The organism is Variovorax sp. GW821-FHT10C12 (assembly GCF_059415405.1).
The window spans coordinates 1,856,154-1,868,686 of sequence record NZ_JBWKNE010000001.1; the positions used below are offsets into that span (position 1 = coordinate 1,856,154).

Annotated in this window: 10 protein-coding genes; 3 read left to right on the top strand and 7 right to left on the bottom strand. The window is 65.4% G+C overall.

The window, feature by feature from the left end:
• Window positions 1-15: 15 nt before the first annotated feature.
• Entirely contained in the window at window positions 16-2,346 is a 2,331-nt protein-coding gene (locus tag AC07OH_RS08800) for a xanthine dehydrogenase family protein molybdopterin-binding subunit (RefSeq protein WP_495300326.1), read from the bottom strand.
• Between the two features lie 226 nt (window positions 2,347-2,572).
• Here AC07OH_RS08800 and aat point away from each other — a divergent pair, with 226 nt between their 5' ends.
• The 3 genes from aat to AC07OH_RS08815 are packed head-to-tail and all read left to right on the top strand — an operon-like array spanning window position 2,573 to window position 4,939.
• Window positions 2,573-3,328, top strand: coding sequence for a leucyl/phenylalanyl-tRNA--protein transferase (aat, locus tag AC07OH_RS08805; RefSeq protein WP_495300327.1), 756 nt, complete (start codon window positions 2,573-2,575; stop codon window positions 3,326-3,328).
• Between the two features lie 6 nt (window positions 3,329-3,334).
• Window positions 3,335-4,084, top strand: coding sequence for an arginyltransferase (locus AC07OH_RS08810; protein ID WP_062478083.1), 750 nt, complete (start codon window positions 3,335-3,337; stop codon window positions 4,082-4,084).
• Between the two features lie 30 nt (window positions 4,085-4,114).
• Complete coding sequence (locus tag AC07OH_RS08815; RefSeq protein WP_070060913.1) at window positions 4,115-4,939, top strand: IclR family transcriptional regulator; 825 nt, start codon at window positions 4,115-4,117, stop codon at window positions 4,937-4,939.
• 105 nt (window positions 4,940-5,044) lie between these two features.
• Here AC07OH_RS08815 and AC07OH_RS08820 read toward each other — a convergent pair whose 3' ends face one another.
• The 6 genes from AC07OH_RS08820 to ilvN all read right to left on the bottom strand — a co-directional run bounded on the left by AC07OH_RS08820 (window position 5,045) and on the right by ilvN (window position 12,507).
• Window positions 5,045-6,211 carry a serine hydrolase gene (locus AC07OH_RS08820; protein WP_062478078.1) on the bottom strand — a complete coding sequence of 389 codons (1,167 nt, stop codon included), beginning with the start codon at window positions 6,209-6,211 and terminating at the stop codon, window positions 5,045-5,047.
• Between the two features lie 117 nt (window positions 6,212-6,328).
• Window positions 6,329-7,867: a 2-isopropylmalate synthase gene (locus AC07OH_RS08825; RefSeq protein ID WP_495300328.1), complete on the bottom strand. Its 1,539-nt coding sequence runs from the start codon at window positions 7,865-7,867 to the stop codon at window positions 6,329-6,331.
• 53 nt (window positions 7,868-7,920) lie between these two features.
• A complete protein-coding gene (gene leuA, locus AC07OH_RS08830) occupies window positions 7,921-9,624 on the bottom strand; it encodes a 2-isopropylmalate synthase (RefSeq protein WP_495300329.1) in 1,704 nt (567 codons plus the stop codon).
• A gap of 208 nt (window positions 9,625-9,832) precedes the next feature.
• Entirely contained in the window at window positions 9,833-10,657 is an 825-nt protein-coding gene (pssA, locus tag AC07OH_RS08835; protein ID WP_056580207.1) for a CDP-diacylglycerol--serine O-phosphatidyltransferase, read from the bottom strand.
• Between the two features lie 193 nt (window positions 10,658-10,850).
• Window positions 10,851-11,867: a ketol-acid reductoisomerase gene (gene ilvC, locus AC07OH_RS08840; protein WP_062478069.1), complete on the bottom strand. Its 1,017-nt coding sequence runs from the start codon at window positions 11,865-11,867 to the stop codon at window positions 10,851-10,853.
• A gap of 148 nt (window positions 11,868-12,015) precedes the next feature.
• Window positions 12,016-12,507, bottom strand: a complete 492-nt coding sequence (gene ilvN, locus AC07OH_RS08845) for an acetolactate synthase small subunit (protein ID WP_013540983.1) — start codon at window positions 12,505-12,507, stop codon at window positions 12,016-12,018.
• Window positions 12,508-12,533 lie beyond the last annotated feature (26 nt).

Sequence of the window (12,533 nt, forward strand, 5' to 3'; positions counted from 1 at the left end):
ACCGGCCGGCGGCGCTCAGTCGATCGTCTGCATGGCCTGCCAGACCCGGGACGGGCTCAGCGGCATGTGCAGGCGGGGCGCGCGGGCGCCGAGGCCGTTGCGCGCGAAGGCGTCGGCCACCGCATTGACGATGGCCGGCGTGGCGCCGATGGTGCCCAGCTCGCCGACGCCCTTCACGCCCAGCGGGTTGTTCTTGCAGGGCGTGGATTCGTCCATTTCCATCTGGAACATGGTGTCGACGATGTCGGCGCGCGGCGCGGCGTAGTCCATGAGGCTGCCGGTGACGGGCTGGCCGGTTTCGCTGTCGTACACCACCTGCTCATACAGCGCCTGGCCGATGCCCTGCACCGCGCCGCCTTCGAGCTGGCCGCGCACGATCATCGGGTTGACCACGCGGCCCACGTCGTTGACCGAGCTGTAGGCCACGACGCTGATTTCGCCGGTGGGCGGGTCGAGCTCGATCTCGCAGATGTGGCAACCGTTGGGCCAGCTCGGGCCGGCCACGGTGCTGGTGGAGTCGACAAAGATTTCGCGCCCCGGCTGCTTGGCGGCCAGGGTGAACAGGTCAAGCTCGAGGTCGGTGCCAGCCACGATGAAGGTGCCGCGGCTGTAGACGATGTCGTCGATGGAGGCCTCGAACTCCTGCGCCGCGAGTTCGCGCGCCTTGTCGATGGTGCGCTCGGCGCCGATGCGAACGGCCGAGCCGCCGGTGAAGAGCGAGCGCGAGCCGGCGCTGCCGAAACCGTCGCCGCGGTCGGTGTCGCCGAGCACCACGCGCACCTTCTCGATGGGCACACCGAAGGCATCGACGGCCAGCTGCGCGAGCGAGGTCGCGATGCCCTGCCCCATGGCGTTGACGGCCGAGAACACCTCGATCACGCCGTCGGCATGCACCGAGACGGTCACACGCTCTTCGAACACGTTGCCGCCGGTCCATTCGAGAAAGGTGGCGATGCCCAGGCCGCGTTGCTTGCCACGCGCCGCCGACTCGGCCGCGCGGGCCTCGAAGCCCTGCCAGTCGGCCAGCTGCAGCGCCTGGTCCATCACCGACTCGAACTGGCCGGTGTCGTAGGTCTGCGCCATCGGGTTCTTGTAGGGCATCTGCTCGGGGCGGATGAAGTTGCGCCGGCGCAGCGCGATGCGGTCGATGCCGGTCTGGCGCGCGGCCTCGTCCATCAGGCGCTCGATGGTGAAGATCGCCTCGGGCCGGCCCGCGCCGCGGTAGGCGCCGGTGGGCGCGGTGTTGGTCAGCACCGCCTTGAAATGGAAGTCGATGGTCTGGATGTCGTAGACGCTGGTCTGCACCCAGGGGCCGATCAGCAGCTGGATCGCGACGCCGGTGCCGGTGGCGTAGGCGCCGACGTTGGCGAGCGTCTTGATGCGCAGGGCCAGGATCTTGCCGTCGGCGTCCAGCGCCATCTCGGCGCGCGCCTCGATGTCGCGGCCGTGCGCGCTGGACAGGAACTCTTCGCTGCGGTCGGCCACCCACTTCACGGGCCGGCCCACCTGCAGCGCGGCGTAGGCGACTGCGATGTCCTCGGGGTAGGCGCCGGTCTTCATGCCGAAACCGCCGCCGACGTCGCCCACGACCACGCGCACTTTTTCTTTCGCCAGGCCAATGGCCGCGCAGACGGAATCGCGCACGCCAGACGGCATCTGGGTGCTCATGCGGATCGTGAGGCGGTCGGTCTTGCTGTCGTGCGTGGCGAGCACGGCACGCGGCTCGATGGTGAGCGCGACCACGCGCTGGTTGTTGACGTCGAGGGCGATCACGTGGGCGGCGCGCTCGAACGCGGCAGTGGCGGCTTCGCTGCTGCCGTGGCGCATCTCGGCGGCGATGTTGCCCGTGGCCTCCTCGCACAGGAGCGGCGCGCCTTCGGCGGTCGCGCCCGGCAGGTCGACCACCATCGGCAGCTCTTCGTAGTCGACCATGACGGCCTCGGCCGCATCGCGCGCCTGCTGCACGGTGTCGGCAATGACGGCCGCCACCGGTTCGCCGACGAAGCGTGCGCGCTCGTGCGCCAGGGCGCGGCGCGGCGGGCTGGCGCTGTCGCTGCCGTCCGCGCGCTTGAAGCCGGCGGCGCCGGGCATCGGCTTGACGCCGGCCTCGGCCAGGTCGGCCCCGGTGATCACGCGCAGCACGCCGGGCATGCCGATGGCCGCGGACGTGTCGATGGACACGATGCGCGCATGCGGATAGGGGGAGCGGAGAAAAACGAGATGCGCCTGCTCGGAGAGCGTGACGTCGTCGGTGTAACGGCCGGCGCCTGCGAGCAGGCTTTCGTCCTCGAGGCGGCGCACCGCCTGGCCGCTGCCGAAGCGCGTGGGGTTGGGTTCAGTGGTCAACGTGGTCCTCTTGTGCTGATCCCCGGCGCCCTGCACATGCCTGCCGGATCCGCTGTGGTACTGCGAAAGCAAGCTGTGCACTATAGGTTTTTCGACGGGTCTTGTGGGGTTGTCTCGCGTGCCATCGGCGGTGGCACTGGGGCCGCAGCCTTGTGGACTGTTCCCGTGTGAGCGGGATTTTCCCTCAAGTGGCGGGCGTTGCGAGAAGCCGTGTATACCTGCAACCATGCGACAACTGCCTTGGCTCGAACCCGGAGACACACTGCCCGACCCCGCATCGGCATGGGACGAAAGAGACCCCGTGCCCGGCCTGCTGGCGGCCGGCGGATCGCTCGATGTCGATACTTTGATGCAGGCCTACGGCCGATGCGTTTTCCCCTGGTTCAGCGACGACCAGCCCATCCTGTGGTGGAGCCCCGACCCGCGCATGGTGCTGCGGGTGAACGACTTCCGGCTGCATCGCTCGCTGCGCAAGACCCTGAGCCGCTTTGCCGCGACCCCTGGCTGCGAGCTGCGCATCGATCACGATTTTGGAACGGTGATCCAGGCGTGCTCGCAGTCGGCGCGCGCCGGCCAGTCGGGCACCTGGATCGTGCCGGACATGGTGAAGGCCTATACGCAATTGCACCGCGCCGGGCACGCCCACAGCGTCGAAACCTGGATCGACGGCGAGTTGGCGGGCGGGCTTTACTGCGTGGCGCTGGGCCGGGCCGTGTTCGGCGAATCGATGTTCACGCGCCGCCCGGACGCCTCGAAGATCGCGCTGGCCGGCCTGGTCGCGCTGTGCCGGCGCGCCGGCATCGCGATGATCGACTGCCAGCAGAACACCGCGCACCTGGCCAGCCTGGGCGCCCGCGAAATGCCGCGCGCGCGCTTCGTCGCGCACGTGGCCCAGGCCCGAAAACAGGAGGGCCCGCAGTGGCAATTCGACCCCGTATACTGGTCCGAACTCCTTTCCGAGCGACCTCCTCTTTCGACGTGACGTGACGTGACGCACCTCAAGGATCTTCCGCTTCACACGCTGCAGTTCTACGCGACGGCGCCCTATCCCTGCAGCTACCTGCCGGATCGCCAGGCCCGCTCGCAGGTGGCCACGCCCAGCCACCTGATCCACAACGACGCCTACTCCGACCTGGTGCTCAGCGGCTTCCGGCGCAGCGGCATGTTCACCTACCGGCCCTATTGCGACGGCTGCCGCGCCTGCATCCCGCTGCGCGTGCTGGCGCACAGCTTCAAGCCGAACCGCAGCCAACGCCGCACCGCCAAGCAGCACGCCGACCTGCAGGCGCGCGTGCTCAAGCTGTGCTTCGTGCCCGAGCACTACCAGCTCTACCTGCGCTACCAGACCGGCCGCCACTCGGGCGGCGGCATGGACCACGACAGCATCGACCAGTACACGCAGTTCCTGCTGCAAAGCCGCGTCAACTCGCGGCTGGTCGAATTCCGCGAAACCCTGCCCGACGGCAGCCCGGGCGCGCTGAAGATGGTGTCGATCCTCGACGTGCTCAGCGACGGCATCTCGGCCGTCTACACCTTCTACGAGCCCGAGGACGGCGCCGGCTACGGCACCTACAGCGTGCTGTGGCAGATCGAGCAGGCCCGCAAGCTGGGGCTGCCGCACGTGTATCTGGGCTACTGGATCGAGCGCAGCCCCAAGATGCACTACAAAGCGCGCTTTTCCCCGCACGAAGTGTTGGTGGACGGCCACTGGCAGGCACCGAGCGATTTCACAAGGTAAAATGGCGCACGGTCATCACCGCATTGCGCCATGAGAAAAAACCTATCCGACGTTCCCGCCACTCCCGTCATCCAGGTCATCGAGCGCATGTTCTCGCTGATCGATGTCCTGGCCTCGCGCGAAGAAGCGATCTCGCTGAAGGAAATCAGCGAAAAGACGGGGCTGCACCCGTCGACCACGCACCGCATCCTCAATGACCTCGCAGTCGGCCGCTTCGTCGACCGCCCCGAAGCCGGCAGCTACCGCCTCGGCATGCGCCTGCTGGAGCTGGGCAACCTGGTCAAGGGCCGGCTGAACGTGCGCGACGCGGCCCTGGGTCCGATGCGCGAGCTGCACAAGCTCACGCAGCAGCCGGTCAACCTCAGCATGCGCCAGGGCGACGAGATCGTGTACATCGAGCGCGCCTACAGCGAGCGTTCGGGCATGCAGGTGGTGCGTGCCATCGGTGGCCGTGCCGCCCTGCACCTGACCTCGACCGGCAAGCTGTTCCTGGCCGCCGACGACCCGCAGCGCGTGCGCAGCTACGCCACGCGCACCGGCCTGGCCGGCCACACCCGCAACAGCATCACCCAGCTGCCCGCACTCGAGCGCGAGCTGTCGAAGGCGCGCCAGTACGGCATCGCACGCGACAACGAAGAACTGGAACTGGGCGTGCGCTGCATGGCCGCCGGCATCTACGACGACCAGGGCAAGCTGGTGGCGGGCCTGTCGATCTCGGCACCGGCCGATCGCCTGGACGAAGGCTGGCTGCCCAAGCTGCAGGCGACTGCCAACGAAATCTCGGGCGCACTGGGCTTCAAGGACGGCATGGCCGCAACGCCTGCGTCGGGCGCAAACGTGACAACGGGCGCCTGAGCGCCCGTTTGCTTTCGACTCTTTTCCTCTCCATCCCAGCGAGTCACAGCCGGTTCGCCCTTCACGAGGGCTGCAAGCAGGCCGCTGAACGGCCGCCCTGCTCAGTTAGCCAGCGACCTGGAAGCCGCGCGGCCCTGACACGGCATGCGTGGCCTCGACCCAGCGGCGAACCCGCTCGGCGTCGGCGATGCGGCTGAACTTGCCGGCCGAATCCAGGAACACCATGATCAGCTTGCGCCCGGCCACCTTGGCCTGCATCACGAGGCACTGGCCGGCTTCGGAGATGTAGCCAGTCTTCTGCAGGCCGATGTCCCATTCCGGGCTCTTCACGAGGCGGTTGGTGGTGTTGAACTGCAGCACGCGGTTGCCGACCTCGACCTGGTATTCCGGCGAGGTGGACAGCGAACGCACCGTGGCGTCGGAATAGGCTGCATTGACCAGCAGCGCCAGGTCTTGCGCACTCGACTGGTTGCGGCTGGACAGGCCCGTGGGCTCCACGTAGCGCGTGTCCTTCATGCCGAGCATGCGGGCCTTGGCATTCATGATGCTCACGAAGGTCGTGAGGCCGCCCGGGTAGGTGCGGCCCAGTGCGTGCGCCGCGCGGTTTTCGCTGGACATCAGCGCCAGGTGCAGCAGCTCGCCGCGCGACAGCGTGGTGCCGACGGTCAGGCGCGAACGGCTGCCCTTTTCGGTGTCGACGTCGTCCTGCGTGATGGTGATGAGTTCGTCGTTCGGCAGATGGGCCTCGCTGATCAGCAGACCGGTCATGAGCTTGGTGAGCGAGGCGATCGGCAGCACGGCGTGGTCGTTCTTGCTGAACAGCACTTCGTGGGTGTCCTGGTCGATCACCAGAGCGACGCTCGACTTCAGGTCGAGAGCGTCGTCGGTGCTGTGCAGGCCGGCCATCTGGCCGAAGGACTGGCGGGCGGGCGTTTCGACGCGCACCACCGAACGGCGCTGCACGGCGACGACGGTCTTGCCGTTCTTCTTGTGGATGGTGGCCACGACGTTGCGGCCACCGCGCACGACCTTGTCGGCCTGCTCGGCGCGACCGCCGCGCGCCACCTTGGAAGCGGACGCATTGCGCTGCTTGGTTTCGGCGGGCGCCTTCGCCTTTTTGGCGACGGCGGACTTGGCAGCAGCTGGTTTTTCCTTCTTCGCGGCCTGGGCGCCAGGCAGCAAAAACGCCGAGGCGCACAGCGCCACGGCGAGGAACTTGAAGGCGGGTAGGAACCGCTGGATGGAAACTCGACGTAGACGGGTTTCAGGCATCAATAAATCTCCAGCGGCAACAAACGAGGACCGCAGTGTATCGAAATCAAAAAAGGCACGCAATATCAGTTACTTGCATCCCCTTCTTCATTCGAATACCAAGGAACGCCTCAAAACCTAACCTTGTGCCGCCACTCTCTCAGCTTGGCTCTGTAACTTGTTGAGCGCACTCAAATAAGCCTTTGCCGAAGCGACCACGATGTCTGGGTCTGCACCCACACCGTTGACCACCCGCCCTGCGTTTTGTAACCGGACTGTAACTTCTCCCTGGCTTTCCGTCGAGCCACTGATGGCATTGACAGAGTAAAGAACCATCTCAGCGCCGCTCTTGACGTGGGCCTCGATGGCCTTGAGGGACGCATCGACGGGCCCGTTGCCATCGGATTCGCTGGTGACTTCCTTGCCCTGGATCGTGAACACGATCCTGGCCTGGGGCCGCTCGCCGGTTTCGCTGTGCTGGGAAAGAGAGACGAAAGCAAACTGTTCACCAACGTTTGACAACTCTTCCGCGCTGACCAGCGCCAGGATGTCTTCGTCGAAAATTTCGGACTTGCGGTCGGCCAGTTCCTTGAAGCGCGAGAACGCGGCGTTGACCTCGGTTTCGCTCTCCATCGTCACGCCCAGGTCCTGCAGGCGCTGTTTGAAGGCGTTGCGACCGCTCAGCTTGCCCAGCACGATCTTGTTGGCGCTCCAGCCCACGTCTTCGGCCCGCATGATCTCGTAGGTATCGCGTGCCTTGAGGACGCCATCCTGGTGGATGCCCGAGGCGTGCGCGAACGCGTTGGCGCCCACCACGGCCTTGTTGGGCTGCACCACGAAGCCCGTGGTCTGGCTCACCATGCGGCTCGCGGCCACGATGTGCTGGGTGTCGATGTTCAGGTCGAGCCCGAAGTAGTCCCTGCGCGTCTTCACGGCCATGACCACTTCTTCGAGCGAGCAATTGCCCGCGCGCTCGCCCAGGCCGTTGATCGTGCACTCGACCTGGCGCGCACCGCCGATCTTCACGCCGGCCAGCGAGTTCGCCACGGCCATGCCGAGGTCGTTGTGGCAATGCACCGACCAGATCGCCTTGTCGCTGTTGGGAATGCGCTCGCGCAGCATCTTGATGAAGTTGCCGTACAGCTCGGGGATGGCGTAGCCGACGGTGTCGGGCACGTTGATGGTGGTGGCGCCCTCGTTGATCACGGTTTCGAGCACGCGGCACAGGAAGTCCGGGTCGCTGCGGTAGCCGTCTTCGGGGCTGAACTCGACGTCGGCGATCTGGTTGCGCGCGAAGCGCACGGCCAGCTTGGCCTGCTCATGCACCTCGTCGGGCGACATGCGCAGCTTCTTCTCCATGTGCAGGGGCGAGGTCGCGATGAAGGTGTGGATGCGTCCGCGCGCCGCGCCCTTCAGAGCTTCGGCCGCGCGTGCGATGTCGCGGTCATTGGCACGCGAGAGGCCGCACACCGTCGAGTCCTTGATCGCATTGGCAATGGCCTTCACGGCCTCGAAGTCGCCGTTCGAGCTGGCCGGAAAGCCCGCTTCGATGACGTCGACCTTGAGCCGCTCCAGCAGTTTGGCGATGCGCAGTTTTTCGTCGCGCGTCATCGAGGCGCCGGGCGACTGCTCGCCGTCGCGCAAGGTGGTGTCGAAAATAATGAGTTGGTCGGTCATCGTGGATCTCCTTGGTTCGTTCCCACCTTGCGCGTGCGGCTGGTGCCGGTGCGTCAGGCGACTTCAGCCACCGATTGTGCGCTGCGCGCGCCCCGGCCCCTGGCCCGCTGCACCCCCGACACGATCGCCTTCAGCGAGGCCGAGATCACGTTCGCGTCGATACCGACGCCGAACAGGGTCTGCGACTCGTCGACGCGCAGCTCGAGGTAAGCCACCGACTTGGCGTCGGCGCCCGCACCGATGGCGTGCTGGTGATAGTCCATGACGCGCACCGTGTGGCCGGTGGCCTGGCTCAGTGCCTGCGTGAAGGCGTCGATCGGGCCATTGCCGCGTCCTTCGATGGCGCGCGTTTCACCGTCCCACGGCAGATCGCCGCGCAGCACCACCGTGGCCTCGGCGCCCTCGCCTTCTTCCTGGATCACGCGGTGCTGCAAGGCCTTGGCGGTCTCGATGCCGTATTCGTTCACGAAGATCTGCCAGAGGTCGGCGGCAGTGAGCTCTTTTCCGCCCACGTCCATCACACGCTGCACGACCTGCATGAATTCCATCTGCAGGCGGCGCGGCATCTCGAGGCCGTACTCGCTCTCGAGCAGGTAGGCCATGCCGCCCTTGCCCGACTGGCTGTTCACGCGGATCACGGCTTCGTAGCTGCGGCCCACGTCCTTCGGGTCGATGGGGAGGTACGGGATGTCCCAGATGTCGCCGTCCTTGCGCGCGGCGAACGCCTTCTTGATCGCGTCCTGGTGCGAGCCCGAGAACGAGGTATAGACAAGGTCGCCTACATACGGATGGCGCGGATGCACGGGAATCTGGTTGCAGTGCTCGACCGTGGCGCGGATCTCGTCGATGTTCGAGAAATCGAGTTCGGGCGAGACGCCCTGCGTGTAGAGGTTGAGCGCGACGTTCACGAGGTCGAGGTTGCCGGTGCGTTCGCCGTTGCCGAAGAGGCAGCCTTCGATGCGCTCGGCGCCAGCCATCAAGGCCAGCTCACCGGCGGCCGTGCCGGTGCCGCGGTCGTTGTGCGGGTGCACGCACAGCACGATCGAGTCGCGACGCGCGAGGTTGCGGTGCATCCACTCGATCATGTCCGCGAAGATGTTCGGCGTGGAATGCTCCACCGTGGTGGGCAGGTTGACGATGCACTTGCGCTCGGGCGTCGGTGCCCACACTTCGGTGACCGCGTCGACCACGCGCTTGGAGAAGACCACGTCGGTGCCCGAGAACATTTCGGGCGAGTACTGGAAGGTCCACTGCGTGGCCGGCTGCTTGGCGGCAAAGTCGTTGAACATGCGCGCATGGCTGCTTGCGAGTTCGACGATCTGGTCTTCGTCCATGCCGAGCACCACGCGGCGCATCACGGGCGCGACGGCGTTGTAGAGGTGGACGATGGCGCGCGGCGCGCCCTGCAACGCTTCGAAGGTGCGTTCGATGAGGTGGTCGCGCGCCTGCGTGAGCACCTGGATCGTCACGTCGTCGGGAATGCGGTCTTCCTCGATGAGCTTGCGCACGAAGTCGAATTCGACCTGCGACGCCGAGGGAAAGCCGACTTCGATTTCCTTGAAGCCGATGGCCACGAGGGTTTCGAACATGCGCATCTTGCGCGCGATGTCCATGGGTTCGACCAAGGCCTGGTTGCCATCGCGCAGGTCCGTCGACAGCCAGATCGGGGCCTTGGTCAGCACGGCGTCGGGCCAGGTGCGGTCCTTGAGACCGATCGGGGCGAATGCGCGGTATTTGGCTTGAGGTTGCTTGAGCATGTCGATTTCTCTGTGATGGTTGGAACTCAACCAGCAACCCCAAAAGACAAACGGCCCGTTGCTGGTGCGAACGGGCCGTGATGAAGGATTAGCGCGTGCGCTACCGTCTCCGCCCGTGAGGGAGGGCTAGTAGGGCCAGCAGCGAAATCTTGGTCATGAGGGTTGCGAATGTAGCACAGCCTTCGCGGGCCTGTGAAGGCCCGGGGCTTCAGTTGTGCAGCCCCCGCTCGTCGGGCTCTTCGGTCGAGGTGCTGATCACGCTCACCGGCTGGCCCTTGGCCTTGCGCCACGCGTACACCACGTAGCCGCTCAGGCCATAGGCCACGAAGAGGCTGAACAACACTGTTGGCGGATGGATGTTGATGACCGCAATGCCCAGCGCGATCAGCACGATCACGACGAAGGGCACGCTCTTCTTCATCTGGACGTCCTTGAAGCTGTAGAACGGCGCATTGGTGACCATCGAGAGTCCGGCATAGAGCGTGAACGCAAAAGTGATCCACGTGATCTGCGTCCACGAGAGATACAGCACCTCGCCGCCGCGCTTGCCCCACTCGGTCATGAGCCAGATGAAGCCGGCCACGAGCGCCGCCGCCGCTGGCGACGGCAGCCCCTGGAACCAGCGCTTGTCGACCACGCCCGTGTTGACGTTGAAGCGCGCAAGCCGCAGGGCCGCGCAGGCGCAGTACACGAAGGCGGCAATCCAGCCCCAACGTCCCAGCCCCTTGAGCGACCACTCATACGCGATGAGCGCGGGCGCGGCACCGAACGACACCATGTCGGACAACGAGTCCATCTGCTCGCCGAATGCGCTCTGCGTGTTGGTCATGCGCGCGACGCGGCCGTCGAGACTGTCGAGGATCATCGCGGCGAACACGCCGAGCGCCGCGAGATCGAAGCGCGCGTTCATGGCCATCACGACCGAGTAGAAGCCGCCGAACAACGCCGCCAGCGTGAACAGGTTCGGCAGGATGTAGATGCCCTTGCGACGCTTGCGCGGCTGCACATCGTCGGGGAGCGTGTCGTCATGCATTGAAATGGCCTCCGTCCCTCGTGGGAACTGCCCGATCAGCTATCCATTCGATAGCATCTTGGTCTGTGAATCGCATGCTTCGCAGTGTAGTTCAGGGGACCTGTGCGCTCCCCTTCAAACAAAAGGGCCACCGCGACGGGTGGCCCTCCGAAACAGGGTGCCGAAGCACCCTGTTGGCTCTTGCCTCTGAAGATCAGTTTCGGGTCTGGTCGACCAGCTTGTTCTTCTTGATCCAGGGCATCATCGCGCGCAGCTTTTCGCCGACGACTTCGATCTGATGCTCAGCGTTCAGGCGACGGCGGCTGATCAGCACTGGCTGGCCGGCAGCAGCTTCGAGCACGAAGCTCTTGGCGTATTCGCCGGTCTGGATGTCCTGCAGGACCTTCTTCATGGCCTTCTTGGTCTCGTCGGTCACGATGCGCGGGCCCGTGACGTACTCGCCGTATTCGGCGTTGTTCGAGATCGAGTAGTTCATGTTGGCGATGCCGCCTTCATAGATCAGGTCGACGATCAGCTTCAGCTCGTGCAGGCATTCGAAGTACGCCATTTCAGGCGCGTAGCCGGCTTCCACCAGCGTTTCGAAACCGGCCTTGATCAGCTCGACCGTGCCGCCGCACAGAACCGCTTGTTCGCCGAACAGGTCGGTCTCGGTTTCTTCGCGGAAGTTGGTCTCGATGATGCCGGCCTTGCCGCCGCCGTTGGCGGTGGCGTAGCTCAGCGCGAGGTCGCGCGCCTTGCCGCTCTTGTCCTGGTGCACCGCGATCAGGTGCGGCACGCCGCCACCTTGCGTGTAGGTGCCGCGCACGGTGTGACCCGGAGCCTTCGGAGCGACCATCCACACGTCGAGGTCGGCGCGCGGCTGCACGAAGCCGTAGTGCACGTTGAAGCCGTGCGCGAAGACGAGCGAAGCGCCTTCCTTGATGTTCGGGGCCACGTCGTTCTTGTAGACGGCGGCGATCTGCTCGTCGGGCAGCAGGATCATGACGACGTCGGCCGACTTCACGGCGTCAGCGACTTCAGCGACCTGCAGGCCGGCCTTGCCGACCTTGTCCCACGAAGCGCCGCCCTTGCGCAGGCCGACCACGACCTTGACGCCGCTGTCGTTCAGGTTCTGCGCGTGCGCATGACCTTGCGAGCCGTAACCGATGATGGCAACCGTCTTGCCCTTGATGAGGCTCAGGTCCGCGTCCTTGTCGTAATAAACCTTCATGATGTTCTCCAGATAGATATGCGAGTTGCAGTGTGTTGTTGTGCCGTTCGTCCTGAGCCTGTCGAAGGGCTCAATGCAGTCCCCGCTTGCGCGGAGGCTTCGACAAGCTCAGCCCGAACGGGCAACGACTGAGCTCCGAATCATGGTGTCAGACCCGCAGGATGCGTTCGCCGCGTCCGATGCCGCTGGCGCCGGTGCGAACCGTCTCCAGAATGGCACTGCGGTCGATCGCTTCGAGAAAAGCGTCGTTCTTGCCGTGATCGCCGGTGAGCTCGATGGTGTAGCTCTTGTCGGTCACGTCGATGATGCGGCCACGGAAGATCTCCGCCATGCGCATCATTTCCTCGCGTTCCTTGCCCACCGCACGCACCTTCACCATCATGAGCTCGCGCTCGGTGTAGGCACCTTCGGTCAAGTCGACCACCTTCACGACCTCGATGAGGCGATTCAGGTGCTTGGTGATCTGCTCGATCACGTCGTCCGAGCCGGTGGTGACGATGGTCATGCGCGAGAGGCTTGCATCCTCGGTCGGCGCCACGGTCAGCGATTCGATGTTGTAGCCACGGGCCGAGAACAGGCCCACCACGCGGGAAAGAGCACCCGGCTCGTTTTCCAGCAGCACTGCAATGATGTGTTTCATGTTGGCGTGACTCCTCTTTTCGCCTA

Excerpts from the sequence above, each read along its gene's own strand:
- aat (WP_495300327.1), top strand. The coding sequence starts at position 2,573 with ATGCGACAACTGCCTTGGCTCGAACCCGGAGACACACTGCCCGACCCC.
- AC07OH_RS08815 (WP_070060913.1), top strand. The coding sequence starts at position 4,115 with ATGAGAAAAAACCTATCCGACGTTCCCGCCACTCCCGTCATCCAGGTC.
- AC07OH_RS08820 (WP_062478078.1), bottom strand. The coding sequence starts at position 6,211 with ATGCCTGAAACCCGTCTACGTCGAGTTTCCATCCAGCGGTTCCTACCC.
- AC07OH_RS08825 (WP_495300328.1), bottom strand. The coding sequence starts at position 7,867 with ATGACCGACCAACTCATTATTTTCGACACCACCTTGCGCGACGGCGAG.
- leuA (WP_495300329.1), bottom strand. The coding sequence starts at position 9,624 with ATGCTCAAGCAACCTCAAGCCAAATACCGCGCATTCGCCCCGATCGGT.
- pssA (WP_056580207.1), bottom strand. The coding sequence starts at position 10,657 with ATGCATGACGACACGCTCCCCGACGATGTGCAGCCGCGCAAGCGTCGC.
- ilvC (WP_062478069.1), bottom strand. The coding sequence starts at position 11,867 with ATGAAGGTTTATTACGACAAGGACGCGGACCTGAGCCTCATCAAGGGC.
- ilvN (WP_013540983.1), bottom strand. The coding sequence starts at position 12,507 with ATGAAACACATCATTGCAGTGCTGCTGGAAAACGAGCCGGGTGCTCTT.